Annotated in this window: 25 protein-coding genes; 5 read left to right on the plus strand and 20 right to left on the minus strand. The window is 48.5% G+C overall.

What is annotated here, in order from left to right:
- Positions 1-417, plus strand: coding sequence for a VOC family protein (locus tag F458_RS0106570; RefSeq protein WP_018982597.1), 417 nt, complete (start codon positions 1-3; stop codon positions 415-417).
- A gap of 3 nt (positions 418-420) precedes the next feature.
- On the opposite strand, the gene F458_RS0106575 is transcribed toward F458_RS0106570, so the two are convergent.
- On the minus strand, positions 421-1,794 hold the full coding sequence (locus F458_RS0106575; protein ID WP_018982598.1) for a Na+/H+ antiporter NhaC family protein: 1,374 nt from the start codon (positions 1,792-1,794) through the stop codon (positions 421-423).
- A gap of 194 nt (positions 1,795-1,988) precedes the next feature.
- Between F458_RS0106575 and F458_RS0106580 the strand changes: the two genes are divergently transcribed.
- Positions 1,989-3,827: a glycoside hydrolase family 3 N-terminal domain-containing protein gene (locus F458_RS0106580; RefSeq protein ID WP_018982599.1), complete on the plus strand. Its 1,839-nt coding sequence runs from the start codon at positions 1,989-1,991 to the stop codon at positions 3,825-3,827.
- 5 nt (positions 3,828-3,832) lie between these two features.
- On the opposite strand, the gene F458_RS19150 is transcribed toward F458_RS0106580, so the two are convergent.
- The 4 genes from F458_RS19150 to murQ all read right to left on the minus strand — a co-directional run bounded on the left by F458_RS19150 (position 3,833) and on the right by murQ (position 10,118).
- On the minus strand, positions 3,833-5,164 hold the full coding sequence (locus F458_RS19150) for a M14 family zinc carboxypeptidase (RefSeq protein WP_018982600.1): 1,332 nt from the start codon (positions 5,162-5,164) through the stop codon (positions 3,833-3,835).
- Positions 5,164-7,929: an FAD-binding and (Fe-S)-binding domain-containing protein gene (locus F458_RS19155; RefSeq protein WP_040610156.1), complete on the minus strand. Its 2,766-nt coding sequence runs from the start codon at positions 7,927-7,929 to the stop codon at positions 5,164-5,166. The genes F458_RS19150 and F458_RS19155 overlap by 1 nt, the downstream gene beginning before the upstream one ends.
- A gap of 117 nt (positions 7,930-8,046) precedes the next feature.
- A complete protein-coding gene (locus tag F458_RS0106595) occupies positions 8,047-9,195 on the minus strand; it encodes an exo-beta-N-acetylmuramidase NamZ family protein (protein WP_018982602.1) in 1,149 nt (382 codons plus the stop codon).
- On the minus strand, positions 9,192-10,118 hold the full coding sequence (murQ, locus tag F458_RS0106600; RefSeq protein WP_018982603.1) for an N-acetylmuramic acid 6-phosphate etherase: 927 nt from the start codon (positions 10,116-10,118) through the stop codon (positions 9,192-9,194). Before murQ ends, F458_RS0106595 begins: the two co-directional genes overlap by 4 nt.
- 152 nt (positions 10,119-10,270) lie before the next feature.
- Here murQ and alr point away from each other — a divergent pair, with 152 nt between their 5' ends.
- Together alr and F458_RS0106610 are read left to right on the plus strand one after the other, a co-directional pair.
- The gene (gene alr, locus F458_RS0106605) at positions 10,271-11,386 is read left to right on the plus strand and encodes an alanine racemase (RefSeq protein WP_018982604.1); all 1,116 of its coding nucleotides are present in this window, start codon (positions 10,271-10,273) and stop codon (positions 11,384-11,386) included.
- A gap of 51 nt (positions 11,387-11,437) precedes the next feature.
- A complete protein-coding gene (locus F458_RS0106610; protein ID WP_018982605.1) occupies positions 11,438-12,217 on the plus strand; it encodes a ZIP family metal transporter in 780 nt (259 codons plus the stop codon).
- A 258-nt stretch (positions 12,218-12,475) separates the two neighbouring features.
- Here the strand turns inward: F458_RS0106610 and F458_RS0106615 are convergent, their stop codons facing one another.
- The 12 genes from F458_RS0106615 to F458_RS0106680 all read right to left on the minus strand — a co-directional run bounded on the left by F458_RS0106615 (position 12,476) and on the right by F458_RS0106680 (position 24,460).
- Positions 12,476-13,126, minus strand: a complete 651-nt coding sequence (locus F458_RS0106615; protein WP_018982606.1) for a YitT family protein — start codon at positions 13,124-13,126, stop codon at positions 12,476-12,478.
- 192 nt (positions 13,127-13,318) lie between these two features.
- Complete coding sequence (locus F458_RS0106620) at positions 13,319-13,672, minus strand: hypothetical protein (RefSeq protein ID WP_018982607.1); 354 nt, start codon at positions 13,670-13,672, stop codon at positions 13,319-13,321.
- A 236-nt stretch (positions 13,673-13,908) separates the two neighbouring features.
- The gene (locus F458_RS0106625; RefSeq protein ID WP_018982608.1) at positions 13,909-14,412 is read right to left on the minus strand and encodes a hypothetical protein; all 504 of its coding nucleotides are present in this window, start codon (positions 14,410-14,412) and stop codon (positions 13,909-13,911) included.
- Positions 14,413-14,854: 442 nt separating this feature from the next.
- Positions 14,855-15,454 (minus strand): DUF6151 family protein, encoded by a 600-nt coding sequence (locus tag F458_RS0106635; protein ID WP_018982610.1) that lies wholly within the window; start codon positions 15,452-15,454, stop codon positions 14,855-14,857.
- 264 nt (positions 15,455-15,718) lie between these two features.
- The gene (locus tag F458_RS0106640) at positions 15,719-16,114 is read right to left on the minus strand and encodes a DUF4870 family protein (RefSeq protein ID WP_018982611.1); all 396 of its coding nucleotides are present in this window, start codon (positions 16,112-16,114) and stop codon (positions 15,719-15,721) included.
- A gap of 344 nt (positions 16,115-16,458) precedes the next feature.
- Entirely contained in the window at positions 16,459-16,911 is a 453-nt protein-coding gene (locus F458_RS0106645; protein WP_018982612.1) for a hypothetical protein, read from the minus strand.
- Positions 16,908-17,363 (minus strand): hypothetical protein, encoded by a 456-nt coding sequence (locus F458_RS20855; protein WP_018982613.1) that lies wholly within the window; start codon positions 17,361-17,363, stop codon positions 16,908-16,910. The genes F458_RS0106645 and F458_RS20855 overlap by 4 nt, the downstream gene beginning before the upstream one ends.
- 57 nt (positions 17,364-17,420) lie before the next feature.
- Positions 17,421-17,999: a hypothetical protein gene (locus F458_RS0106655; protein ID WP_018982614.1), complete on the minus strand. Its 579-nt coding sequence runs from the start codon at positions 17,997-17,999 to the stop codon at positions 17,421-17,423.
- 291 nt (positions 18,000-18,290) lie between these two features.
- Positions 18,291-18,470, minus strand: coding sequence for a hypothetical protein (locus F458_RS19160; RefSeq protein WP_018982615.1), 180 nt, complete (start codon positions 18,468-18,470; stop codon positions 18,291-18,293).
- Positions 18,471-18,536: 66 nt separating this feature from the next.
- Entirely contained in the window at positions 18,537-19,073 is a 537-nt protein-coding gene (locus tag F458_RS19165; RefSeq protein WP_018982616.1) for a hypothetical protein, read from the minus strand.
- 1,043 nt (positions 19,074-20,116) lie between these two features.
- Positions 20,117-22,525, minus strand: a complete 2,409-nt coding sequence (locus F458_RS0106675; RefSeq protein WP_018982618.1) for a TIM-barrel domain-containing protein — start codon at positions 22,523-22,525, stop codon at positions 20,117-20,119.
- A 105-nt stretch (positions 22,526-22,630) separates the two neighbouring features.
- Positions 22,631-24,460 (minus strand): alpha-amylase family glycosyl hydrolase, encoded by a 1,830-nt coding sequence (locus F458_RS0106680; RefSeq protein ID WP_018982619.1) that lies wholly within the window; start codon positions 24,458-24,460, stop codon positions 22,631-22,633.
- Between the two features lie 125 nt (positions 24,461-24,585).
- Between F458_RS0106680 and F458_RS0106685 the strand changes: the two genes are divergently transcribed.
- Positions 24,586-24,789, plus strand: a complete 204-nt coding sequence (locus F458_RS0106685) for a hypothetical protein (protein WP_156824184.1) — start codon at positions 24,586-24,588, stop codon at positions 24,787-24,789.
- Positions 24,790-24,828: 39 nt separating this feature from the next.
- On the opposite strand, the gene F458_RS19170 is transcribed toward F458_RS0106685, so the two are convergent.
- The 3 genes from F458_RS19170 to F458_RS0106700 all read right to left on the minus strand — a co-directional run bounded on the left by F458_RS19170 (position 24,829) and on the right by F458_RS0106700 (position 26,779).
- Entirely contained in the window at positions 24,829-25,341 is a 513-nt protein-coding gene (locus F458_RS19170) for a DUF2306 domain-containing protein (protein WP_018982621.1), read from the minus strand.
- Between the two features lie 271 nt (positions 25,342-25,612).
- Entirely contained in the window at positions 25,613-25,903 is a 291-nt protein-coding gene (locus F458_RS0106695) for a hypothetical protein (protein ID WP_018982622.1), read from the minus strand.
- 627 nt (positions 25,904-26,530) lie between these two features.
- Positions 26,531-26,779: an RNA recognition motif domain-containing protein gene (locus F458_RS0106700; RefSeq protein ID WP_018982623.1), complete on the minus strand. Its 249-nt coding sequence runs from the start codon at positions 26,777-26,779 to the stop codon at positions 26,531-26,533.
- Positions 26,780-26,923 lie beyond the last annotated feature (144 nt).

Raw genomic sequence — 26,923 nt, forward strand, 5'->3', positions numbered from 1 at the left:
ATGCCGCAACCATTTCACCTGGCCATTCCAGTGGATGACCTTACCCAGGCAAAAACATTTTATTCTCAGATTATGGGCTGTGAGCAGGGGCGCAGTGACACCCAGTGGATTGACTGGGATTTCTTCGGCCATCAGCTGGTTACCCACGAGGTTGAAAAAATGCCAGCTCTGGCCGGTGAGAATGCGGTCGACAGCCACGCTGTTCCCGTTCCTCACTTTGGCGTGGTATTAACCATGACACAGTGGAGAAGCCTGGCCGATCGACTCAGGCAAGCGAATATCGTATTTGTTATTGAGCCTTATGTGCGTTTTGAAGGCCAGCCGGGTGAACAGGCAACAATGTTTTTCCGGGATCCGGCCGGCAATGCGCTGGAATTTAAAGCTTTTGCCGACCCGGATCAGCTTTTCGCCAGCTAGGTACTAATCAATCATTAAAACACTGGCAACAAAGTAGGCGAACAGTGTCATGCCACCGGCCAGTAGCGCATAAGGTAGCTGCGTGCGAACATGGGTGAGCAGGTCACAGCCAGCGGCAATCGATGAAACCGCTGATGTATCTGAGATCGGTGAGCAGTGATCGCCAAAAATACCGCCGCCTAAAATAGCCGCGATCACCAGCGATGGCGGCAGGCCGAGAGTTTGGATAAGGGGCACGCCGATAGGAACAAGAATAGCAAAAGTGCCCCATGATGTACCTGTGGTAAAGCTCATGATCGCGCCGGCCAGAAACAGCATCGGCACAATCAATACTACAGGCAGGTATTCGCCCACGATACCTGACACAAATACGCCTGTGCCCAATACTTTGAGGCTGCTGCCCAGTGTCAGCGATAGCAACACAATAGTGACCAGAGGCAACAGTTCACCCATGCCTTTAAAACCTACCTTAACTGCTTCATGATGGGTAAATCGCTTATGGCCCAGTAGCAACAGGTACGCAACAGCGGTGGCCAGCATAGTGGCATAAAGCACCGATTTGCTGCCACTGCCATCAGCCAGCACACCATTGCCGGTCCAGAACATAAATCCCACCATACTGCTGACCATTACCAACAGAGGCACTGTCATAAAGCGCGCTTTGGTGGCAGGCTCACTGTCCAGGCTGGTTTGCTGCAGATGCTGAAGACGTTCTTCCTGGGCCATAGGCCCATGCACTTTATCGCGAACAATGGTGTAGATAACAATCGCAAGTGTAAATAAAGCATAAAAATTCAGTGGTACTGTACCCCACAGAATACTCACCGCTGATGTCGGTAATTCATAGGTCTCCAGCATGCCCAGGACAAATGCACCCCAGCCATTTAGCAAAATCAGAATACAGACTGGCGCGCTGGTGCTGTCGATAATATACGCCAGGCGGGCACGGCTCATTTTAAATTTATCAAATAAGCCGCGGGCAAATATGCCTGAGGTGAGTACGCTCAGATTAGACTCAATAAATACCGCAATACCGGTTGCCATGGTTAGCCCGCCTACCTGACGGCGGCTTTTAGCAATACCTTTACGTGTCAGCCAGTTAACCATTGCCGCTACGCCGCCGGAATCCCTGATATAAGCCAGCAAGGCGCCTACCATCACAGAAAATAGTAAAATCCGGGTGTTGCCCGGACTGGCCGCGACTTCAATCACCCGCTCCATCGATGTAATGGGCGAGAGCAGCAGGCTGCCTGAGGTCTGCCACAGAATCAGTGCCTCTGCGCTCAATACGGCCAGTAGCAGTGCCATGATGACTTCTTTTTTCCAGAAGACGACCACAATGGCCACAAGTGGGGGGACAACAGACAGCCAGTCCATGTAGTAAATCCTGTATTTTATTGTTGTAAGTGGTGTTGAACACCTTGATCAAGGGGTGTCGGAAAAGTGTTACCAGCAATAATGACTTATGATACCTGTTGCAAACGATTCATGCGATGCCTGCGCCACCAGTCATTTAATTTTCCGTCGCTGTGCAGTAGTATCAGACCATCTTTGCTTCACAACGGGTGCTTATGCGTACCGTAGCGTTTTTGTTTTCTGCTTTTTTATCGTGTTGTTGTCTTGCCCAATCCGCATTAAGTGATGAGCCTGAAACCTGGCTGGGGCAAAAGCTGATGCTGGATTTTCGCTATTTTTGTGAGGATTCGACCGCGTCAGCTGAATGTCGCACTCCCATGACTCATCTGCCGGATGCAGTGAAGTCGTTACTGATAACCGGGCGGATCGGCGGTGTCATTCTGTTCGCGCAGAACATAGAAAATACCCGCCAACTGGTCAATCTCAACTATGAGTTACAAACGCTGATGGCGGCACATAATCTGCCGCCATTGTTTATTGCTATTGACCAGGAAGGTGGCCGGGTGGCACGTATTCCTGATGATATGGCAACCCGCTTTGTGGGTAATATGGCTATCGGCGCAGCTGGTCAGCCGGCGGATGAGCAGTTTGCTCAACAAGTGGCCAGCGGTTTGGCCTCATCAATGAAACAACTGGGCTTTAATGTTAACTTTGCGCCCTCGGTAGATGTGAATGTTAATCCGGCCAATCCGGTTATTAATGTGCGCAGTTACGGTGAGTCTCCTGAGCATGTTGCCAGGCTCGGCGCAATTACTGTTGAGGCATTGCAATCACATAATGTGCTTAGCGCGATTAAACACTTCCCCGGACATGGTGACACCCATGTGGACAGTCACACTGGCTTACCCCTGGTCACCCATAATAAAAGCCGGATTGAGGCCGTGGATTTACAGCCGTTTAAACACATTATTAATTCCGGTACCTCTGCGGCAATGATAATGACAGCGCACATTCAGTATCCGGCGCTGGATGATACCCGCATTCAAACCCGTAACGGCAACAAGCAGGTGATACCCGCCACCTTATCAAAGAAGATATTAACCGGGTTGTTGAGAGAAGAGATGGGTTACACCGGGCTGATTGTTACCGATGCCATGGATATGGCAGGCATCGCTCATTATTTTACACCTGCTCAAGCGTTGCAGCGCACATTTGAGGCGGGCGCGGATATTGCGCTGATGCCATTTGTGATCCGCAACAAAAGTGACATCGCCAAATTTCATACGTTACGCAAAGCGTTGCTGCGGAAAATCACTTCAAACGCACAGGAGCTCGGCGCAATGCAAGCGTCGGCATTACGCATCGCGCGGACGAAGACAAAATTTGATGTAGGCAGCTATATTAAGGCTCCGCTGTCACAACGCCTGCAAACTGCCAGTAAGTTACCCGACACAGCCTCGCTGGAGACCGAGCAAGCTCTGGCCGATGCGGCAATAACCTTACTCAGAGGGCAGGGCAATCTGCCGCTTTCGCAGTCAGGTCGCTGGCGCATTGTGATGCCTGATGCTGCCCGCTGTCGGGCCATAGTTAGCGCAATAAGCAATCTAAATAAAACGCTGACGGTGGCTTGCAGAGCGCTTTTGGATACGCCGGCTACCTTACCTTGGCAAACCTGGTATCCAGACGATGTATTGATTGTGGGTGATATCACCCCACAGCATACAGTGGCAGAGATGGGCGGGCTGGATGACCCACGTGCGCTAAACCGACGGACCGCGTTACCACGTCGCCACAATTTTCTGAAAACACTGATGAAAACCGCTGAAACCGGCAACGCTACCACGGTGTTTGTGGCTATGCGAGCGCCTTATAATGTGGCCGACTTTTATCCGTTCAGTGATGTGCAACTGGCAACATTTGGCTATAACGTGGAGGTGACGGAGGCTGGTGAGGCACGCGGCGCGGTATTTACTTCGCTGGCAAAAACGTTGCTGGGAATTCATACGCCTATGGGTCGTTCACCGGTAACCATTGATATACCGGCTGACCACTAGCGCGATTACAGCCGAATAACCGTGCAGTCTGCTACGGCGATACAGGGCGTATCATGCCGGGTAAAAATAAGCGCCGGGCGAATATTCTGGCGCAGTGTATCGGGCGCATCAGGGCCATCACCAGCGCATCTGGAAATAACCACTGGCAGACTAGTGCGAACAGTTAGTAAGTCCTCGCTGTCTATAAGGCGGTTATAACCTTGCCTGAGCAATTTTTTGTAAACAGTATCTGTGAGCGTCAGTGGCTGATGAACCCGATAAGGACGATCGGCCAGTAATTGCCAGTCATCACAGGCAAGTTCAGTAAAACCACAACGCTCTTTTAAATCGCCCACATCGGTAATCAACGCATGCTCGGCAATCCGATTAATACTGACATCGGCAAAATAACGATATGATGTGCTGCCAAGTTGAACATGGCGCAGCAATAAATCACACATGCCATCTTCAATATTTTCAGGAATACTAAAGTAGTCCGGGGGATGTGTTTCATCCACAGTGCCGGTAAGCCTAAGCGTCGCATAGTGCAGTGCTGCCACATTCATTTTACGGGCGGTTTGTCGGCACGGGTCGCCCAGATATGCGCCGCTCTCAATCAGGATTGTACTGCAAAGCCGGGCAATGGTATCGCCGAAACAACGCGCAGAATAGGCATCGACGTAGCGGGCAATGCCCGCATCAAAGTGCACGCTGAGCATCTGGTATAAACTGGCAATAGTGTGCATGGCCCTGTCGCGTTTATCATCGATTCCTTGGCTGGCATCAAAAGGCGGTGCAAAAAAACTCAGGGTCGCCGGTGCATGGCTGGCATGCCCGGCCCGGTAATAGGCATTTTGGTCGTGAAGATTAAATGCCAGATGTGGTGCAAACCGTTTTACCTGCTGCATTAGCAGCGCACCTTCCGGAGTTTGCAAGGCTCTGGCGTCACGATTTATATCAATCCCCTGGGCGTTGCGTCGCGTGTTGGCCAGCGCACCATCGGGATTGAGCATAACAATAAAACAAAGCCGGCAGCGCTGCAGCAACGAGGTGGGCGCGACAGCATCAATCTGGTGGCCCAGTATGTGAAACCAGTCAAGTACAGCAGCGGTTGCCGTAGACTCATCACCATGCATCTGTGTCCAGCCCATTATACGAACATCGCCGCTACCGGCTTCCAATTGATAAATCGGTCTGCCTGCATAGGAATGACCAAGTAATGTCAGCTTTATGCCGGGAAGTCTGGCCAGCGTTTGCATTACCGGATAGATATCATCCGGTGTCAGCTGCGGCTTGGTCAGACAGCGCCAGTGTAAAGCATCGTATTGCGCCAGTAGCGTTGTTATATACGCGCTCATTAGTCTATCCGAGAAGTTTGTAAAGGCTTACTAACTTCGTTCATGAGATATACGATATGGTCGTAAGGGATGCCACTGGCCTGACGCAGACCGATTTCACAGGTTCGGCTGTTACTGATGCCGCGTTGACAGTTTTCTGCAAGTGCAGCGGGTAACGGAGCCAGTGCAGCCTGGTTCAGCGCCGGTGTGGTGAAGCCCTTGTCCCCGGCAAAACCACAACAGGTAATGTGATCCGGAATGATGATCTGTTCGCACAGCATCCGGGTCAGCGCTTTTAGCGCCTTTCCTGAATCCAGGTGCTGACTACTGCAGGTTACATGCAGGACCACAGGATCTGTCAGAGGTGTGATGTGCAGACGCGGGGCAACCACTTCATACAGATATTGCGCCATCTCCATCATCCTGATGCCAGGAAAATTGTGACTGCTCAGGGCACAGGCGCCATTGTCTGTAATCACCGTATAGCGACCATGTTCGCTGGCCTGCTCCAATGCCTGTTGCAGCGACTCGCGATACGAGCGGGCTGCGGTTTGGTTGCCATGGCTGTCAAATGGCTGACCACAGCACAAGGATGGCATTGCAGGCGGGTAGCGCACTTCAATGTGCGCTTTATTAAGCAGGCTGACTACTGTATCGGCCAGATTATAAGAAGACTTATCGCTGCCAAAGATTCGGTTGGGGCAACTGACCAGATAGACCACTTTATCCTCAAACGACTTACTGCGTTGTTGCCAAACGCGGGCAGCTGAAGGTGTCGAGGCCGGATACACAGGTATAGCGTCATTAACCTGATGCAAAAAAGCGGTAAATTTACTCAGGCGCGATTTTGCAATCACCGGGGAGAGTGCATCTGCGGTGCGTAAAAAACCACGGGCAACTTTGTGCGCGCGGGACAGGTCAGAGGCCATGCTACTGAGGGCGTTCGGGTGTGCTTTGTAACGGCGTTGCTTAATCCATTCACCGGTATCAATTCCCACCGGACAGGCGGTAGCACACAAGCCGGTGGCAGCACAGGTTTTATCGCCTAAATAGGCAAATGCGTTATCGATTTCCTGACGGGTCTCTTCAGGTAGCAGTGAAGCTCTGCGCATCAACGCTATGCGCTGTCGCGGTGTGAGTGTGAGCGAGGCTGAAGGACACTGAGGCTCACAAAATCCACATTCAATGCAGTTATCAATGATGGGATCAACGGCTGGAAGCTGTTTGAGGTGCTTCAAATGTGCCTGTGAATCATTATTGATGATAACGCCGGGATTAAGAATATCACCCGGGTCCAGGATCTGCTTAATACGGCGCATCACCGCGGCTGCTTCATGGCCCCATTGCAGTGCTATAAAAGGTGCCATATTGCGCCCGGTCCCATGCTCGGCCTTTAATGTTCCGTTTAGCTCCCCAACGACCAGGTTGCTGACATCATGAATAAACTGTCGGTAACGCTCAATCTGTTCAGCAGTGTCAAAGCGCTGGGTAAACACAAAATGCACATTGCCATCCAGCGCATGACCAAAAATAATCGCCTCATCATACTGATAACGTGCAAACAGCACAGCCAGCGCGCGCAGGCCATCGGCCAGCCGGTTAATATCAAATGCCACATCTTCAATGATGACGGTAGTGGCATTTTCGCGGACGGCGCCGACTGCCGGAAACAGTCCCTTACGGATCTTCCAGAGCGTATCTATAACCTGTTGGTCGGCGGTAAAAGGTTGCAGCGGTAACACCGAGCCGGCGTGCGCGAAATCCCCGACAACTGTGCCTTTAGCCTGCTCCAGCGCATGCATATTATCTGCAGTTAGCTCAATAAGGAGCGCCACATTATCCGGGGCAATCGGCCTGGTGGAAAATGGTGCCAGCAAGCTGGCGACAGAGTTCAGCGCGCGCGCATCCATCAGCTCTACCGCGTCGGCACCGGCGTTGGCCAGCGTGGGAATAATTGCGCAGGCCTGGTCGGCTGATTCAAACAGATAAAGGCCAGTATAACGATGTGGGGGTATCAGTACCGTTTGGTAGGTAATATCAGCAATAAACCCAAGTGTCCCTTCCGAGCCAATCAACAGGTGACTGATAATCTCTACCGGCTCGTCAAAATCCAGCAGAGCGTTTAATCCATATCCGAGGGTATTTTTGAATCTGAACTGATGTCGGATGGTTTCAACTAATGCAGAGTTTGCCCTGACCTCATCACGCAATTGTTCAATCTCTTTGATAATACCTTGATGCTTTTGATAAAACTGCGCTACCGAATGCTTATCCTGAGTATTAACCTGTGTACCATCAGCCAGAATAAAAGTGAGGCCACTTAATGTGTGATAGCTATTATGCTTAACGCCGCAACACATACCCGAAGCGTTGTTTGCCGCAATACCGCCGATTTTGCAGGTGGCAATAGACGCCGGATCCGGGCCAATTTTACGCCCGTAGGGAGCCAGCAGTTTGTTTGCCTGCGCCCCGATTATGCCGGGTTGCAAGGTGATTCGCTTACCATCGTGCGTGATGGTCGACTGTTGCCAGTCCGGACTGAGCAGTAGTAAAACCGAGTCACTGATGGCCTGGCCGGATAAGCTGGTACCGGCGGCGCGAAAGGTCACTGGCACCAGCCAGCGGCAAGCCAGCCTGAGCACACGTTGAACTTCACCGGCATTATTCAGCCTGAGTACCAGCCTGGGCGTTAAATGATAAAAGCTGGCATCTGTGCTGTATGCAAGCCGACGACTGATATCCTTAATCAGCTGTTCGGGGTTTAGTATCCCTTCCAGCTGATCCATGAAGGCGTCCCAGTGATTTTTTACACAATACAGCGCTTCTTCAGACACGTCAGTTTTCACAATCAGGAGTCATAACGTCATTTAATTGGATAACGCCAGTGCAAGCAACCGGTTTATTTATTCCGGGTACAGTAAATAGGCCGCCCGACGTTGTTTAAATGCATCTAAATCTGCCTTCCATTGCTGCTCAATCTGTTGCGCGCTCTGGCCGGCCACGATGGCTTTTCGCAGCGCATCAGTGCCGGCCAGCTTGTCAAAAAAATCAGGATGGGTGAAAAATGTTTCACCTGCTTCGGTAAATTGTTGGTATGTTGAAATCAGCAAACTGATGTCAAACCCAGCCAGGGTGGAGCGGCGTAAATCCCGGGCCATCAGCTGAGCGCCTTCCAGTTTCGGAGAGGGTGCTGCAGGGCGGCTTTGGGGAGTAATCGTTAAATCACCCAGACGAATCTTATCATGTCCGATAAGCTGAAAAGGATACTCGGTGCCCCGGCCCACACTGACACTGGTAGCCTCAAATAAACACAGCGACGGATATAACCGGATGGCGGCTGGATTAGGTAAGTTGGGGCTGGGCGCGATAGGCAGCCTTACGGGCATGGTGCGCGTATAATCAGCCACCGGCACCGTATGCAATGTTAACGCTTCAGCGGCATTGATCCAGCGTTCGCCTTTTATCATTCTGGCCAGCTCAGCCACGGTCATACCATGTAACAGCGGCAAGGGATCCATGCCCACAAACGATGCAAAGCCTGGCTGTCTGACCGGGCCATCGATAAACGCGCCGTTTGGATTGGGCCGGTCCAGCACAAGTACCTCAACACCATGCTCGGCTGCGGCTTCCATTACATAATGCAGTGTGCTTATGTAAGTATAAAAACGAGCTCCGACATCCTGAATATCAAAAAGTAATATATCTACATCACTGAGCATGTCAGGAGATGGTTTTTTATTTTTGCCATACAATGACACCACCGGGAGACCGGTTTTAGTATCCATATTGTCAATGACAGTTTCTCCGGCCGCCTGCTGACCGCGAAAACCATGCTCAGGCGCCATTACCTTTATAACGTTGATATTCTGGTTTAAAAGAAAGTCCACCAAATGGGCGTCACTGGTCTGGCTGGTTTGATTTACCACAGCTGCAACCCGTTTATTTTGAAGTAGCGGAAGATAATTATCGGGTTGCGCGGCGCCCACAGTAATAGCGCCCGCCGGTAGGGCGAGTGTAACCAGAGCCAGCCATAGAAAAAGTAGTCGTATCATGATGAGGTCTCTGCTGCGCGTCGAAGAAAACCGTTATGGTGTGTCAGTGACTGTCTGGCCGCTTTCGCATCCATCCCGGTGAGAATCATTAAAATAGCCACCTTGGTCTGCTGCGCTGAGTCGTTAAGTGCTGTTCGCGCTGTTGCGGCGTCGCAGTCGGTAGCCTGCATAACGATACGTATAGCTCGGGCTTTGAGCTTTTGGTTACTGGCATTTACGTCCACCATCAGATTTTGGTAGGTTTTGCCCAGTCGGATCATAGCGGCCGTCGACAGGATGTTTAAAATCATTTTTTGCGCTGTACCAGATTTCATGCGCGTGGAGCCGGTGAGTGCTTCAGGCCCCACCACCGGGCATAAGGCCACATCAGCTGCTTGCAACACCGGCGAGTCGGGCGTACAGGCTACTCCGACAGTGGCACAGCCATGTTCACGGGCACAAGTCAGCGCCCCGGTGACATAGGGTGTACGCCCGCTGGCTGAAAGACCCACTACGATGTCGCTGGCGTTGATATTGTAAGCCTTAAGGTCGGAGCAGCCCGCGTCGCTGTTATCCTCCGCGCCTTCAACGGCGTGCATGACGGCTGGCTCCCCGCCGGCAATAATGCCGACAACCAGTGAGTCAGGTACAGAAAATGTCGGTCGACATTCCACCGCATCAAGAATACCCAGCCTGCCGCTGGTGCCCGCGCCGACATAAAAGAGCCGCCCGCCCCGGTTAAGGCTGGCAACTATTAGATCCACCGCCTCGGCAATTTGTGGAGCAATCCTGGCGATGGCTGGCGCCACCTTATGGTCTTCGTCGTTGATGCTACGCACAATCTCCAGCGATGTCCCTTCATCGATGGCCATTGTGGCCGGGTTTCTGCCTTCTGATATCAGCGTATCAAGCTGCTTCAGCAACGTATCGTCATTGCCTGTCATGAAATACCTGTTAATTAAGTCGTAAAGTCAGACAGTATCTACTGTCTGCATAAAGTCTTTAAGCCTACCAAAATACCAGCCCTGCCACCTATCGCAAATAATTTACCGGCGACGGTTATGCGATATCTCTGCCTGATAATTTTCGTGCTACTATGCCACTAACGGCAAATCCTTCATTTAGCACTATTACGTTGAGCAGACAAACTCAGGCTATCATCCACGCAGATGCCATTATCAATAATTTTGAATACCTGAATGGACTGGCCCCGGAAAGCCAGTCTATGGTGGTTATAAAAGCCGATGCCTACGGGCATGGTGCGGTAAATATTGCGCAAATTTTAAAGGGTATAGCACCAGCTTTTGCGGTGGCAATTACCGAAGAAGCAATAAAATTGCGGCAGGCCGGTATAGACGCGCCTCTGGTGGTGCTTGAGGGGCCGCATCAGCAGGAAGAATGTGTCCAGGCCCGGGACGAAAATCTGATTTTAGTGGTACACGATAGCCAACAGCTCGACTGGATAAGAAATATGACGCCGGAGCGTCCACCGGTTATCTGGCTGAAAATAGATACTGGCATGCACCGTCTGGGAATGACCCCTGCTGACGCAGCGAGAGCGCTTCATCAATACCGTGATATTCTCACCACAGACTGCGTACTGTTAACCCATATGGCCTGTGCCGATGATTTAGAAAATACCGCGACCCGACAGCAACTCGAGACGTTTAATACACTGGCCGCTTCTGCCGGTCTGGGAGTGAGTATCGCCAATTCGCCTGCAACACTGGGCTGGCCGGATACGCATGGTACCTGGAATCGTATAGGGCTGGGTGTTTTTGGTAGTGATCCGATTCATGCTGCTGACTATCAGGCACGGTTACAGCCAGCTATGACGCTAAGTGCATCCGTCATTGCGTTACGGGAGGTGAAAGCCGGTGATGCAGTCGGCTATGGTGAGTATTGGCGCGCTCGTCAGGACAGCCTGATCGCAACGGTAGGCGTAGGCTATGCTGATGGCTATCCCCGTCATTGCCCCAATGGAACGCCCGTCATCATCAGAGGTCAGCGTGCACCGCTGGCCGGGCGTGTGTCGATGGATATGCTTACCGTCGATGTAACTGATATTGCAGGGATTCAGGTTGGTGACATGGTTGAGCTATGGGGAGAGCAATTGCGTATTGAGGAGGTAGCCGCTTGTGCCAACACAATCTCCTATGAGTTAATGACCCGTGTCTCGCCAAGGGTTCCGCGCATTGTTCGCCATCGGTAGGCGACTCATGCCCCTTGCTAATATTAATAATCACCAGCAAAAAAGAAAAATATGGACCCAGGTAGTGTAGTTTTTATGGGCTTTATGGCCAGTTTGTGCGCCAGTGCAGGAACGGCCCTTGGCTCGCTTGGTGTATTCACCATCCGCAAATTGTCTCGTCCTATGGAAGACGGTCTGCTCAGTCTGGCAGCCGGAATTATGCTTGCAGCGACTTTTTTCTCCTTACTGCTGCCTGCTCTGGAATATGGCGCAGAAAATTACGCCTGGAAACACGCTGGACCCTTAGCCGTTGCCGGCGGCACGTTTCTGGGTGCAGCGATTCTGTTTATCATTCACCAGTATGTGCCCCATGAGCATTTTTCCCGGGGCCGTGAAGGTGGCGATACCTACAAACTGGGCAGGATTTGGTTGTTTGTAACCGCGATTACACTGCATAATTTTCCTGAAGGGCTGGCCGTTGGCGTAGGTTTCGCCGGTGGCGAAGTGAAAAATGGTGTCACGCTGGCAATTGGTATCGGGTTGCAAAATATTCCCGAAGGGCTTGCTGTATCTGTTGCCTTGTTATCGGTGGGTTATACGCCGCTGCGCTCGGCAATGATAGGCATTGCATCGGGACTGGTTGAGCCGGTGGGCGGATTGCTGGGCGCTGTGGCCGTGGCCAGTCTGGAAATGTTGATGCCGTGGGCACTGGCATTTGCGGCCGGCGCGATGCTGTTTATTATCAGTGATGAGATTATTCCCGAGACACATAATAACGGGAATCAGAATTTAGCCACATTTACACTACTGGGCGGTTTCATTTTGATGATGTTGTTGGATACTTTACTGTAAAAAATTAGCCGAAAGACTAACAGCAAAGACCCTGATTTATCGCTATAATCCTTATGTCGCCTGAGCGTTGGGAGATTTGCCAGTATCATCTTGCCCACTGGCAGTGAAAACAAAAAATCATCCGTTGTTTAACGCGTGGTTTGCGTGAGATACCAACAAGCAGTGAAGACATCCTCATATTCCTACCCGGCATTTGCCGGGTTTTTTTGCACAAAAAAAGGCTGCATCGGGCAGCCCTTTTAATTTCAACACACTTGGTTAACTGCCCTGTGGCTGAGCGCCAGGGTCGGCATGAAGCTGGCGATCACGTGGTGCTGCATCATAGCGTTCCGGACGATGGTTGAGTGACAGGACCATGTTCAGACAAACTGCTGCCAGCACAGAGATGACTACCAGTGGCCAGTCAATGAAAATGAGTGCGCTGAGCAGAATAATGGTGTCTACACTAAGCTGAAACATCCCCGCGCGAATGCCGTACTTTCCCTGTAAAAAGAATGCCAGAATACCTACGCCTCCTAAACTGGATGTATGCCGAAACATGATAAGCATACCCACGCCTATCAACATACCACCGAATATCGCAGCAAATAGCGGGTTCGCATTGGAGATATCGACAAATTTTGGAATTTGCTCTGACAGAACCGATACAGTGGTCACCGAAATAAATGTATTAATGGTGAAGCGTTTGCCAATCTGCGTCCACGCCAGCGCATAAAAAGGCAGGTTTATAATAAAGAACAGGACCCCAAAATCCATTGGTAACGCATGGGTTCCCAACAGCGCAAGCCCGGCTGCACCACCTACCATCAGGTCTTGCGACTGAAACAGATAAACACCAAAAGCGACAAAGAGTCCGGCACAGACCAGCGCAAAAAGGTCTTCAATAAAACCGTGTTGTGTTTTTTGCATATGACTAAATCTTCCGAAGCTGAGTATTACAAATCGGGCGCAATTATACGGCTAGAAGACGTAATCACGAGGGGCAGGGAGGATGTCCAAAGTGGTGCAAAAACGTCAGGCGGTAGGCTAGCTTTACGAATGTTGTATAAACCGTTAATACACTGTTTTATGTTTGTAAATATTGGCAGTAAAACTTAAAATTTACGGTAAGAAAGGCGTCTCAATAAACTCTGCCTGGGGGAAAAGCATTTTTGCGTAGTGAGCATTAATTGGCAGGTAGCGGTCAGACAACCAGATATTGACACAATCGTCGGCGTGGGTAAATAGCATAAGGCAGTCTGATGATACCTGGATACGGCGAATATGCTGCTTGGGTACCAGTGTAGCAAAACCAGCAAACAGGCGAGACAAACTGTTATGCCGCACCCCAACCAGACCATCCATGTCTGTTAGCACATAACAAGGCTGATTTAATCGGTTTGAACGCATTGCCCATAAGTTGGCAATAAGATATGCGCTGAATAAAAAACCGCTAATGCAAAGGTAGACAGACATAGCATGCCCTCTTATGTACCCGGAGAAACCAGGCGCCCCTGTCGCGTAACAACAGCACCAGCATAACGCGCTTACGCGTTTTAACAAATTATATACAACAGCCCCAGCCATTCCTAGAATTCTTTCATATAACAGCTGTCAAAATATAATAATATAGTTATGTAACCTTATAGGTTGCAGCGGGTTAACAGTGATCTTCGGTAGTCTTAGCCCAGCAACCGCGTTTGCTTTAGTAATCAACTCACAGGGTGTTTGGTACCTGAAGATACTATCGCCTCAGTTGATTCAGTAACACGCATTGTGGAATCAGGCATACGCAACCGGATAAACGCTTTTACTGCCGGCAGATATACAGGACTGAATCTTACTTCAGGAAAAAAATTATCAGTCCTGTTGTAGGGCAACTGCAAAGCCACATAATTTGGGTGACAGTTCAGTGTAACTTCGGTTATCGAGGATAAAGGCAGAGCACGATTACCGATATACAGATAACCGTCTGAGGCGCGCAACACCTGCCAGGGACTATGTTGACAAATGGTGGTTGTCGACAAGCTTGGTTTTCTTGCTCCAAACAGCGCAATTTCGTGAATCACTATTAGCGGCAGTAAAAAACAGAGCATCATCCAGTGCAGTCCTATGAACAGCACACTAAGGCAAAGCAGGATAAAGATTACCCGATATAGTCGCGGGGTTAACAATCGTTCGCTGTCTGCTGTATTCTGCCAACGCTGATAGGCCATGAGTCATTCCCTGTAATTTCACTGTCGCCAAGCCTGGCGGAGTCCGATACTAAAAAAGTAGTCCAGAGAGTGAGGTTAAGAAACTAAACTTTAGTGTAATAAGCGTGATTTTTTCTTATACAAACGAGAGGGTCTTTGGAATATCGGTCGCACCAGTACTATCAGCGAAGCCTGGTCATTTAGTTTGATGAAGCGGGTCGGTAATCTGTTGTAAATTGGGCTATTTCATCGGTATTGTCAAAGTCGAGTATAATACCCTGGCTAATCCGGTCATACAGCAGCCCGAGAAACGCATTCATTGTATCTGCTTGTTGACTACGAGAAGAAAGTAGGGAAAAGACGCTGTTTCATTTCTATGTTAGTGACCGATCGACTTTTCCGGGACACAGATACTGCCGGTCAATTGACTGCGGTTTCACAATGAACGTAACATTTAACATTATTACCTTGAAGAGCGCGGTGCTTGTTTCAGGCTTTCCCGTTGCTCATCGGTTAGCACCTTGGGTGTCGCCACAGGTTTACCTTCATCAGTAAAAAACGGCGAGCGCTTGTACGCGCCAGACATACGAGCTTTTGCCACAATGCGTAAGAAACGCCACATTGTGCCTGACAATCCGTGAGCTTCAGGTTTAGGCTGGCCAATAGCAGACTGGGTATGTACCACAGCAGTTTTGCCTGGAAAATCTTTGGGTATAGCCGCCTGATTAAGAATGTTATCCACCAGCCCAATAAAGGGCAGCTGACTGGTAGGAAGAGTGTTTCCAATCGGCGTATTGCAGCAGCTGGCATACCAACGAAGCAGCCCGTGCTCACTTAAGCGAACAACCGCAAGATGCTCCTTACCCTGCGAAAAAAACACGCGCGAAGCAGCCAGCTGAACGATATGGGTTCCGCCCTGAACATTAAGAACGGTATCCTCTACTTGCAGGAAACGGGCGAAGGCCTGGCAGTCTTTGCAGTAACATAATACGCGACTGGCAACGGCCCCGGGACGAACATGCCCCTGAATACCTTTGCATTCACAGGAAAGTGGATGATCCATCGCTGCGCCTCCTTCTGCTATCAAAATGAGTTGTTAAGACGTAAGGGGAAGCTATGTTCAACAGGTTCCATATTTTGTCTGCAGCGACAAAGCGATACCGACAACACTGGGAATACTAAATGGGTTCTTTAGCCTGAAAATAATCAGCTATACAGGTTGCTCGTGTAGAAAAGCTCCCGTAGTGGTAGACCTTAGCCTACCACGATAAGATTTACCAGTGAGTCGCGTAAGTAAGCAGTAAAAGCGCAGGCGTTACAAAGGCGATTACTGATAATACGGCTTGTTGGAAGTGAGCCGCGCAAGACCTTTGATGATGCGATAAATTGACCAGATCCATACTGCAAAAAGCGTGATGTAGCCAATAAGTACAACTGACAGAATGAGACTCAATATAGTGACCGCCAGGCCTACCCAGAATGTTTTAATGATATTAGCGTAATGATCTTCAAACAGCGTACCCCGCGCGTCGCCCTTTTTCACCATGGCCCAGATAGCGCCCGCCAGCCAGAAAATTCCGGTGATTAAGCCCAGAACCATAAAGACATAAGCTACCAGCGCGTGGGTTTTAGCCTGTTGTTGCGCCTCGGATAATGATGAGTCAGCTACTGGACCGGTGGGGGGGTGCGTTACAGTGGATTCCTTATGCTGAGTTTCTGACATCCCTTTGCTCTCCTGATAATTGTGCGTGTATTGATTAATTTGGATTGTGCATTGCTACCATAAAATAAATTAGCTTCAGTAGATAGTATTTTTTAAATTCATGATAAATAGACAAAAAACTTAGATAAGCCATGTGATAAGCCAGGCACCGGGATGGTGCTATCCCTACTTTAATTCGCCAGTGGGTTTATCTGTGGCAGCATTACTGTGGTTTCTCGGTGATTTTCCAGTGCCATGTTTAAGACTTTCCCTGCTCAGTGAAAGTGAGGACTGACTGATGTTAATCAGCCGCGGTTTTGTTACTGGTCAACGTGATAAACTAAACATTGTCGAAAGCAGTAGTTTTAGTATTGTCTTTTGTCCGGGCAGTGCTGGTGAAGCGTTTCAGCGATAAGCTCGCGCTGCTGTGACGAAAATGTGAAGTAACCAAAAGCGATGTGATTTTTATCTTCTCCACGAATGGTAAAAGAGCCATTGAGACCCTTCTTAATGCACCAGCTTGCTATATTCTGCCAGGCAATAAATGAATTTTTGGTAAAGCGCGAGTAAGTAATGCCACTCTCACCTAGCCTCAGGCTGTGCTCAGCAAGCTTTGAATGGCCCGAATTAAAAAGCGCCAGCCAGATGAAAATGCTGCCATTAACCACCAGCCAGATTGTGGCTACTTCTACCAGAAGTTGTTTTGATTCTGTGAATGGAGACAGGAAGAAGCAAAAAACGATGGTATACAGTAAAAAAAGGGTAAAGCGTATCAGTAATGCAATGAAATGCTGCTGACGGGACTGGACCAGTGTCATTGAAACCCCTTTTTGGTAACGCAGCCGGCAATACACAATAAAACGCCGGATAGTTTAAGCCCGGCTTCTTTAACCCAGTGTTTTCTGCTACCAGCGGTGCAACTAACACTGATGAGCACGCTGCTAAATGCACCCCCCCTTATTATTGCATGGTCGATGCGTTTACGATTTGTTCTGCAACTGATCTTCCAATAGCAATGCGAACAGGGGCCCGAGTGTTGTTTACCCGCAGCAGGACTGGGGGAAAAATCCATCCGATTATTACGCCAGAGATATTTTAGGAAGTTATAGCGCTTAGCCTTGCCGTAAGCTGACAGGCCCGCCGCAAGGACTACCGTAGGGGGCTTGTTCAGGTTTGTTCGAATAGTATGCTGCTGCAGATCCTTCAGGTGGGAATCTGCGATTTTCCATGCTGCAATAAATTGTTTGCAGGTATGCGTTGAATAGTCCATCAAATCCTTTTGTATGTTTTCTTAACCGACTGAGGGCGGGCTGCCCGGTATCCCTGGTTAGTCGCTATCTGTCAATGTTATGTCGGCAAAAAAGGTGTCGGCAATGTGTTCGATATTTACGGGAAGTTGTTTTGATGAGGAGCGATAAGAGACTTCCATTAACAGCGCACTGGCCGCATCAGAAGGGGCTCTGCAGATATAGCCGATATTACTAAAATAGTCATCGCTATCGGGAATTTTAGTGGGGTCGCGCTGGTACTCGGCTACACCACGATATTTCAGGCATGGCTGGCCCTTAAATGTGGTTTCGTGATAATCGACCACAAGCTGATTAAAGCGCTCTCTATTATTTGTCTGTTCTCTGCCTTCAATAATTTTTTCAAAAAAGACGGCATCACTGGCAGCGTCACCTATCCAGAAATAGTAGGTATTGGCGACCACTGAATGGTTATCAGCCAATGCTCTGGCAAAAACCACTGTATTGGTGGTGTGCTCCAACAAGACCCAACCCGGCTGGGATGGAGAAGTTACAATCGCACCGTTCTGCGAGTATGCTTTATTGATGCCCGCCTCAGGCGGACCTGACACGCAAGCGGTTATGATACTGGCGAGCAAGACTAGCAATAAATACTTCATTATCACATTCCTTATGATTGAATAGCAGTGGATACGCATGTTTCATATACAGCACTTCATCAGTATAGTCGCGTGTGATGATTGTGTGGTCAATGTAAAAAGCACCCAGTCTGGAAATTGACAACGGATATGCTGTTCTATCTGTTGTAAGTTCGCTTAAAGCAAAAGTTAAGCAGTACCAACCGAATTAGTAAACCGGCCATCAACAAAGAGATACTTGTGAAAGTATCCACGCCGATGGTTTTATTCTTTCGATACAGCCCGGATCCGCGGCGCAATGCGCAACCGTTGCTACAGAAGGGGCTGGGTCTTTTTCTTAGTGGGAAAAAGCTTTAGCCAGAAGGCTCCTTCAAGGGCAAAGCCGGCTACGACAAATACAAACATACCCGTTTCATGACCGAAGCTATACGCAGTAAACGCTGCCGCCAAACAGGCCAGTGCGACCACTATCCGGTAAAGAGTATTCATCATAATATTTCCTTTTTGAAATCACTCGGTGCCCATTTATGCGACCATCTCGTGACCTTATTTAGCAGATTAAAACTGATATCCCAATTGCAATCCAACACCCAGGCGATTGTCGTCATCTGAATTTTTAATATGGGCAGAGGTACCCAAGGTCACGCCCGGCTGATTAATGCCATTCCAAAAGTAGGTGTAGCTAACGCCAATTCCATACACATCCTTGCGCTCTGTGTGATAAACGACCCTGTCTTCGTACTGCCACACTGATCTGGAGCGTGATACTTCTTCATCGACCTTGGCAAAATACAGGCCTAAACCATGTTTATTAGACCCGGTATCAATCAGGTCGGTCTTTATCCACCCAATACCAAAGCCGCATTCATCATCATACCGGCAGCCTGCTGAAACATATTTCAAATCGTGCTCGGAAACTAACGCAAAATTTGCACCGAGGCCGCTGTACATAATACCGGCGCCAATGCCGACCGAAGTGCGCAGGTTCTGAGGGGGAGGCGGCTGTGATGAGGAAGGATTACCCTGAGCGAGACTGTCCAATGTCACTGAAGATAAAGAAAGGGCGGCGACAACCAACAACGTTTTTTTCAACATACTATTTCCTTATATCTGAAAAAAAACAAATATGGTGACTAATGTGTATTAGCCACTCAATGGATAATATTCAGGCTAAAAGAAAATTTTCATATCGTCACCATGGCAATTGTTACAACGTGTGACTGTGAACATAAGCGCAGAAACCAAAAGATACGATGTGATTGTAACGTGGCCAGCAGTGCGACTATCTTTTCAGACATCAGAAATGGTTATGCGGTTTGCCGCAGTTTTTATGCTGTTCAGTATTTTCATTTATTATCAGTGCCAGCGGTTGGCCAACAGTTTGCGTTGCCGTAACACCGTGTATGGTGGCATCAGTATCAATGGCGATGTAACTTTTTTAGGTTGGCAAAAAAGCTTTCAAGCTGCTCAAAGTCCCGGGCTGTTCCACAATGAGGCCATAAACTGCGTACAGGTATTTAAGTTGCATATTCCGGTTTGTGTGCACCGCCCGGGTTTTTGTGACAAGGTTTCAAACATTTGCCCTTGCAGACTAAGGGATGCCTCATTAAAAGCCTCATCCCCATTAGGCTGTCAGTTTGATGGTACCAACGTGAATATGGTAAAGAGGATAAGTAATTTCATTGTTCATCCGTGAAGTTGTTGATAAATCGGCCAGAAGATATGTGCGGTTAAGGTAGGACAGCCGAGGTTAATGGCAAGGTGGGCGTGGATGATTTTAGTGACTGTCCGGATATTACGAGTAGTGACTGTCCACCTTTTAACCTCAGCCGTGAAAAGAGTCGGTGAATCGCTAGAAGTCCTGTTTCTCTATGCCATAATGACGGAAGCTACCAATTAAAGTGGACATTGCAGGTTGTGATTTAGTGACTGTCTACTGCATTGAGGCGGTGACTGTCCACTGCATTGGACCATTTCATAAAGGCCTTAATTGAGAAGTAGAAGACTGCAACTGATATTGCGGGTGGGAAAGACAATGCCTAAATCGCCCGGTGGCGAAATGGGTACCGCTGATTATTAAGCAGTGTCTGTCCACATTTTACGGTCTTACATCTTACGATGCAGTGACTGTCCAGATATCATGGAGTAATTATCACGGCTGTCGTGGCATTAAAATCCTGTTTTATCTTCAGCACCTGGTTATTTGAGCTCCAGCTAACAGCTTGGTTATTTATAGGTTGGCCATTTTGCGTCACACCCGCAGGCTTAGTGGTTAAACCATGAATATGCCAGGTTATCCTGCGTGAGGAAGGCATCGAATCATATTCACCTTTTGCCTGCGCGCTCAGTGCAATCTGGTTATCTTCTGGCTTTACACTAAATTTAATCTGATAAGCGGGGGGCTCACCAGCTGCTATGACTGAGACGCCATCATCCTCAAAGTAAGTAAAGGTGTTTTGATTAAATCCCTGACCGGCCCAGACATGCACCTGAAGGCGGCTGAAATCAGCCTGCGCCGTATTGTTAACAGCCTCAATTTTAGGGATTATCGCGCCATTTTTAATAAATACGGGGATGGACGTGATATCGGTAGCAACGCTTACCTGCTGATTACCTTCATAGCGCTGGTTTGTTTCTCGCTCAAACCAAATTCCCGGCGGTAAAGAGACTTGCCACTGTTTCACATCTGGCTCCGTGATCGGCGCGACCAGTAGCGAGGGACCCCAGTAAAAGCTGTCGACATGATCAAACCATTCTGGGGAGTCGTGATAAAAGCTTAGCGGGCGCATAAGCGGCATGCCGGTCAGGCTGTTTTCTGCCATCAAAGAATAATTGTAAGGCAACATGGCATATCGCTCATGTAATATCTTACGGGCAACATTTTTTACCCGCTGGCTGTGAAATACCGGCTCCGGGGCGATGTCTTCCTGGGCGTGAGGGCGGAACACCGGTTGAAACTCACCGAGCTGAAGCCAGCGCAAGTATAGCTGCGCATCAAAGGCCTCTCCCCCGGCAAAACCACCTAAATCGCTATGAGTATAAGCCAGACCAAAAACACTCATTTGCAGCGCCAGTTCAACCTGCGGCTTTAGTCCACCCCAACTGCGACTGACGTCGCCGGTCCAGGGCACCATGGCATATCTTTGTGAGCCTAAAAAGCCAGCGCGCATCAGTAAAAAAGGTCGCTTTTCAGGCTGTGCCTGCTGCAGAGTGTTGTACACCAGCTGAGCCCACTTGTGGCCGTAAGCGTTATGGATTTCATCAGCAGTAACAGGCTGGCCATTCCATTGATGCAGGGTATCCTGAGGATGGACCTCAGGCTCGCCAAGGTCTCCCCAAAATCCAGCGACACCCTGCTTTAGCAAACGTTGATACTGGGCCGAAAACCATGCCTGTCCACCGTCACTGAACACATCCACCAAGCCGGTATTGCCGAAGAAAAAATCAAAGGTTTTCGGGCCGCCAGCGATATTTTTTGCCAGTGCATCAGCGGAAGTGGCCTCACCGTATTTGGCTGAGGACGTCAGAATAAAAGGCTCAGTGATCAAAATTGTCTTAATATTCTGTTGTTTGAAATCAGCGATCATAGACTCAGGGTCAGGAAATGCATTGCTGTCCCATTCCAGGTTACCCATATGGCCTTTGACATCTTTGCCGAACCAGTACAAATCCAAGACGACTGCATCAAGGGGCATATCCTCCTTTTGAAACAGTTGAACGACCTCGCGGGTCTCTTGTTCTGTATGGTAACCAAATCGTGAGGCGAAATTACCCAGTGTCCACCGCGAGGGCAACGGCTGGCGGCCGGTAACACTTACCACGTTTGTCGCAACATCACGGGTGGAGTTGCCCAGGGTCACAATATATGCTCTGCGCCCCGCTACGGCGGAAAATTGTAAAATATCTTTTTCGCTGGCGCCGATATCCAGTGAGCCCTTTGCCGTATTATCAAACAAAATAGCGTAATCAGAGGAAGACAGTACGGCGGGTAATGAGTAGTACATCTGGTCAGATTCAGTGGTATAGCCGTAATGCGCCTGGTTGTATAGCGGCATTTTGTGACCGCGACGATCCATGCCCAGCACTCGCTGGCCGCCGCCATAAAGCTTTTCGTCCGCTTTCAGCTGAAAGCGAAAGCCACGTAAAGTGGCCGTATTAAAATACCCCGAGGCTTCAGCGGTTTTGACTTCACCCTGATAGCCAAATGTCAGTTTAAACGGTGATGCAGTAACGTTGATGCTGACCTTACCTGCTGTTAATACATAGCCGGACTGATTTTTTTCAATCGCCGGGCGCTGGGGGGAAAGCTGTGGCGCAAGTGCCAGGCCCGGTAAGTTACCTTCGCCAGGTTCATGATATTCCACCTCTACACTGTTATACGGTAAGAATCGCAGCGATACGTTCACCCCGTCGGAAAGATTGAGGGTAACAGCGTTTTCGTCAACCGCAATATCATCGAGGTTTCGAGCCTGTGTTAGTAGTGGCAGGCACATCAAGAGTACCAGGGCCAGCCACCGGTTTATTCCAAAGCGTAATGGATGTTTCATTATTCGTTACCACTGTTTAAAAAATGGCGTGCGGGACAGAAAAGCCTCGCACGAAGCATCTATTCATCAAAACCGCAGACAATACGGCTCTGATGACGGACTTATTTAAAATGAAAAAATCTGAGAACCATTGGGCCTTAGTGACAAAGTGACCGCCAGGCTATTGTTTTCTGTCTGCTTGAAAGTAGCGTCATTGCCAGAGTCAAGCTCACCACGTAGCGGATGTTCCGCGCGTAGCGACAGTTGTTTTACAACACCAGGGGGCAAAGTGACTGTCAGATCCTTTACAGCTTGGTCAGAGAAATTTGTTACTACCAGTAACCGGTTATCTCCTTGCGCACGAATAAAAGCAAGTTGCTGCTCGGTATAATTTTTTGAGTCAGTCAGATTGGCATCGTGTAAGCTGATCAGCTCGCCATTAACTGCCGGATTCGTCGCAGCGATTGTCAACAAAGACTGATAAAAGTTACGTAATGCTTTTTCGTCGGCGGACAGCTGGCCGCCATCAAACGCACCATTATTCATCCAGCGCTGATGCGCAGGTACGCCGGCATAATCGAAAATAGTCGTACGGGATGGGTCGCCAAAGCCGGTTTCTTCACTGCCGTCTTCGCCCACTTCCTGACCAAAGTAAAGCATGATGGGAGAAGCGCTGATTAGCGAAGAGACCACCATGGCTGGTTTACCTTTACTGGCGTCACCGGCAAATTCCGGGCTCGCGATACGTTGTTCGTCATGGTTTTCCAAAAAATGGAGCATTGACGGAGCAATGTCGCTAACCTGCTGGTGGCTTTTGAGTAGCGAAGAGACATCACCGTCGCCTTGCATGACAGTTTTCAGGGTGTCGTAAAATCCAACTTTGTCATAAAGATAGTCCATCTTACCCTGATGCAGATAGGTACGGTATTTAGCCGGCTGATACACCTCAGCCAGTAAAAATGCTTCCGGGTTTTTCATCTTGATCGATGAGTTTAAAAACGACCAGAATTCTACAGGTACCATTTCAGCCATATCGAAACGAAAACCGTCGACGCCTTTGTCCAGCCAGTAGTGAGCGATGTCTCGAAATTTGTACCAGGAGTCAGGTAAAGACTTGCCCTGCCAGAATGCAGCATGCTCAGAGAAAGATTTGTTGGCATAACCAGCGGGGAGTCTGGGGAAGTCATAACTGCCATCCGGGCGCACACCATAGTTGATTTTGACTGTTTCGTACCAGTCATTTATCGAAGGCTGCGCGGCCCTGGCGCCATTGCCCGTCCATTTTGCCGGTCTTTCAACAAACTTACCATCTGCAAGCGGATGGGAATCACCACCCAGCGGGATGTAATTATCGTCCTGCGGTACCGCAAAATCTTCGTTCACCACATAATAAAAATTATTATCACGGGCGTAAGTGACCGTGGTATCGTCATTGGCCCCAAAATCACTGACGTCACTTGGTGAGTCTAATGATTCATAATCACGGGCTACATGGTTAGGGACTATATCAATAATCACTTTCATATCATGGGCATGGGTACGGGCAATAAGCGCTTCAAACTCTTCCAGGCGTTTGGCGGGGTTGGTAGCAAGATCAGGGTTTACGCTGTAATAATCTTTAACCGCGTAAGGGGAACCCGCGCGTCCCTTAACCACATCAGGATCATCCTGGGATATACCGTATTCGGTGTAATCAGTAACCAGTGCATGATGAGGAACGCCGGTATACCAAATGTGGGAAACCCCTAATTTACGGATCTCCGTGAGAGCCGTATCAGTAAAATCATCAAATTTACCTACACCGTTTTCTGCCAGTGTACCCCAGGGTTTATTGGTAGTATTGGTATTGCCAAAAAGCCGGGTGAAAACCTGATACACCACGGGTTTGCCGGCGTTTTTCGTCGAGTCAGCAGAACTGGCGGATTCGTTTTTGTGTAGACGGTTTTCTTCACTCATAGTGCAGGAGAGGAGGGCCGTAGCGCTAATCATCACTGCGGCGCAACGCCAAAATGTTCGGAAAGTTAAATGGTGCATATAAGGTTCCGTTGGTATTCGATCCACTCAGCATAACGGTTAACACCATGTTAAGGAATATACATACGTATTCAGAGCTTGCGAGGCAGGTATTATTGGCAACAGCATACAAGCCCGCGGATTACAGTGGAGAAGTAACTGACAAGCTTATTGGCTTTGATAGTAAATTGTGGGGCATCGAAGGGGGTACCGATAAGTGGCAAGTGGGGAGCGTGCAAATTGACCTGGCAAGTTCTCTGCACGACTTTTAAATCAAGGCTCATCTATGAGTACACGTTTAACAAAGCAGATTAATGAAATAATTGGCGACGGTATTTTCTGAACAGGTACTCAGCCACTGCCATCACAAATAACATTATAACTGTAGCAGTGAAAATGCTGGCTGTTGCAGATCCAGGTTGTTCAAAGGACGGGCTGGACTGGCCCATAAGCAATGGCAGTCTTACCATAACCTCAGCAATAAAAGCGGCGATAAGTCCTACATAGCTCCAGTACATATACGAAAAATGTTTGATCATCCAGTTTTTCGTTGTCCGGGCGAAAAGCGGGTAATACATGGCCATTAGTATCGTGGGCAGACTAATTACTATGAAAACATGGAAAAAACCGATACTGCCTGTCATGTTGGTGATAGGAATGGCGGTAATGTTGAGCAAGAGCATACTAACTACGTACAGGTAACCATATATTCGATGTTGTTTTGTCCCCTTAGGCTTAAACAGAACAAACGCGCCAAGTAGGAGTGCTGCACTTGCAAAAATAGTGTGAACTGCGCCTGTCGGACCGTGAATAAACGCTTCCATCTTGTCGAATCTCTGAAAAGTTTGCCGTCTGTTATCCTACTTACGGAAAGTTAAACGCTGACTCTACGATTATCTGAATTATATAGCGTCTGGTTAATCCTGCAATAATGTATGTTTTTTAAATTTTTGCGTGTCGCTATCATATGGCATCATCCTTTGTACTATAGTGCGATCAGATTCAACATTGTCTTTTCACTATGAGATATAACTCTTTATGAAGCAGACAGTTAACTGCATTTTGTGTACCATAAAGGTGAAGTGCTTTAGCCGATCATGGTAGAGATATTAGGTCGGTCAGCGCAGTGGCAAGACTTGCCCAAAGCGCGGTTATCAGGCCTGACCAGCGCATTAACCGTTCATATTTTTCTACTGGCAGCGCCAGGGTAACTGTGCGCTGTCTTGCCATCACAAACACCAGCCAGGCTAAACCCAATATCGCGGGTACCAATAAGATTAAACCAGCAGACATCAGCGTAATGGCAGTCCCTGCAAGCAATATTGATAAAACCAGCCATATACCGGCCACAATGCGATTCGGCACAACGGGTTTTATTTTCGACATAGAACATATCCTTATTTACTGGGGTAAAAATACTTCGTAGTCCCGGTTATTATTTCAAAATAGCGGGGAGCTTATTTTCCCAAACGTACGTCGTATACCTGAGCTTGTGTCTTGATTAGTGAGGTAAAGCGTTTTCTATACTTTATCTAATCGGGCAATTTAGAGTCAGCTCTACCCTGGGCCAGTATATGGCAAGAAAAGCAAACAAAGAGTGCGGTTTCGCATCAGGAATACTCTGTTTTAGCAGTGAAAAAATGCTTAGCGACAGGCATTGCGACAGACATTGGACAGTCACTCGACTTTGTCTGGTGCTTAAAGGCTTACCAGATATAAAATATCCAGAGGCTATGAGACTTTGAAGGAGTAAACCCTTTCAAGATTATTGCCATCTAACGCATTAAACGATAGCTGGGAGCGATATAGCAGTAGACAACGGACAGTCACTTTAAGCAAACAATGGACAGTCACTTGACTTCGCCTGGCGACAACAGGCTTTACCAGATATAAAATACCCAGACGCTATCAGACTTGAAAGGAGTAAATCCTTACAATATTGTTAGCCAGCTAACGCATTAAGCAAAAAGTGGAAGCGATATGGTATAGGTCGCGGGAAAGCGCTAAAAAAGACTAAAGTTTTTTATTCTCGGCCTTTCTGACTCGAATTTTATTATCGCCAATTGGTGTGCCATCAAGATTTTGCAATGCGGCCTTCGCTTCAACTACCTTTGGCATCTCAACAAAACCAAATCCCTTGGACTTACCGGTATCTGAATCTATCACTAAATTGCATGATTGCACCGAACCAAATTTTTCAAAAAGACTTTTCAGTTCTTCCTCAGTAGTTGCTCGATCTAAGTTTCGGACCAATAGTTTCATATGTTTTCCAGATAATATTCATATTCAATGAATAACTTCAATATTGATAAAGTAAGAGTCTTTTTTTGGCAAAGAAAGGCTCTGGTGTTGACAGCAAATGCCTCTTTCATTACGACACGACAGTCGAACTTATATTTAATAACT

The organism is Salinimonas chungwhensis DSM 16280 (genome assembly GCF_000378185.1).
GTDB classification, from domain to species: Bacteria; Pseudomonadota; Gammaproteobacteria; order Enterobacterales; family Alteromonadaceae; genus Alteromonas; species Alteromonas chungwhensis.

Bases quoted from the DNA above. Each gene is read 5' to 3' on its own strand.
- F458_RS0106620 (WP_018982607.1), bottom strand. From the start codon at position 13,672: ATGTCTGTCTACCTTTGCATTAGCGGTTTTTTATTCAGCGCATATCTT.
- F458_RS0106700 (WP_018982623.1), bottom strand. From the start codon at position 26,779: ATGAAACTATTGGTCCGAAACTTAGATCGAGCAACTACTGAGGAAGAA.
- F458_RS0106640 (WP_018982611.1), bottom strand. From the start codon at position 16,114: ATGTCAGAAACTCAGCATAAGGAATCCACTGTAACGCACCCCCCCACC.
- F458_RS0106635 (WP_018982610.1), bottom strand. From the start codon at position 15,454: ATGGATCATCCACTTTCCTGTGAATGCAAAGGTATTCAGGGGCATGTT.
- F458_RS20855 (WP_018982613.1), bottom strand. From the start codon at position 17,363: ATGGACTATTCAACGCATACCTGCAAACAATTTATTGCAGCATGGAAA.
- murQ (WP_018982603.1), bottom strand. From the start codon at position 10,118: ATGACAGGCAATGACGATACGTTGCTGAAGCAGCTTGATACGCTGATA.
- F458_RS0106675 (WP_018982618.1), bottom strand. From the start codon at position 22,525: ATGAAACATCCATTACGCTTTGGAATAAACCGGTGGCTGGCCCTGGTA.
- F458_RS0106580 (WP_018982599.1), top strand. From the start codon at position 1,989: ATGCGTACCGTAGCGTTTTTGTTTTCTGCTTTTTTATCGTGTTGTTGT.
- F458_RS19160 (WP_018982615.1), bottom strand. From the start codon at position 18,470: ATGATGAATACTCTTTACCGGATAGTGGTCGCACTGGCCTGTTTGGCG.
- F458_RS0106610 (WP_018982605.1), top strand. From the start codon at position 11,438: ATGGACCCAGGTAGTGTAGTTTTTATGGGCTTTATGGCCAGTTTGTGC.
- F458_RS0106595 (WP_018982602.1), bottom strand. From the start codon at position 9,195: ATGATACGACTACTTTTTCTATGGCTGGCTCTGGTTACACTCGCCCTA.
- F458_RS0106615 (WP_018982606.1), bottom strand. From the start codon at position 13,126: ATGCAAAAAACACAACACGGTTTTATTGAAGACCTTTTTGCGCTGGTC.
- F458_RS0106645 (WP_018982612.1), bottom strand. From the start codon at position 16,911: ATGACACTGGTCCAGTCCCGTCAGCAGCATTTCATTGCATTACTGATA.
- F458_RS19165 (WP_018982616.1), bottom strand. From the start codon at position 19,073: ATGTTGAAAAAAACGTTGTTGGTTGTCGCCGCCCTTTCTTTATCTTCA.
- F458_RS0106575 (WP_018982598.1), bottom strand. From the start codon at position 1,794: ATGGACTGGCTGTCTGTTGTCCCCCCACTTGTGGCCATTGTGGTCGTC.
- F458_RS0106695 (WP_018982622.1), bottom strand. From the start codon at position 25,903: ATGTCGAAAATAAAACCCGTTGTGCCGAATCGCATTGTGGCCGGTATA.
- F458_RS19155 (WP_040610156.1), bottom strand. From the start codon at position 7,929: ATGGATCAGCTGGAAGGGATACTAAACCCCGAACAGCTGATTAAGGAT.
- F458_RS0106570 (WP_018982597.1), top strand. From the start codon at position 1: ATGCCGCAACCATTTCACCTGGCCATTCCAGTGGATGACCTTACCCAG.
- alr (WP_018982604.1), top strand. From the start codon at position 10,271: ATGCCACTAACGGCAAATCCTTCATTTAGCACTATTACGTTGAGCAGA.
- F458_RS0106685 (WP_156824184.1), top strand. From the start codon at position 24,586: ATGTTAAGGAATATACATACGTATTCAGAGCTTGCGAGGCAGGTATTA.
- F458_RS0106625 (WP_018982608.1), bottom strand. From the start codon at position 14,412: ATGGCCTATCAGCGTTGGCAGAATACAGCAGACAGCGAACGATTGTTA.
- F458_RS0106655 (WP_018982614.1), bottom strand. From the start codon at position 17,999: ATGAAGTATTTATTGCTAGTCTTGCTCGCCAGTATCATAACCGCTTGC.
- F458_RS19150 (WP_018982600.1), bottom strand. From the start codon at position 5,164: ATGAGCGCGTATATAACAACGCTACTGGCGCAATACGATGCTTTACAC.
- F458_RS19170 (WP_018982621.1), bottom strand. From the start codon at position 25,341: ATGGAAGCGTTTATTCACGGTCCGACAGGCGCAGTTCACACTATTTTT.
- F458_RS0106680 (WP_018982619.1), bottom strand. From the start codon at position 24,460: ATGAGTGAAGAAAACCGTCTACACAAAAACGAATCCGCCAGTTCTGCT.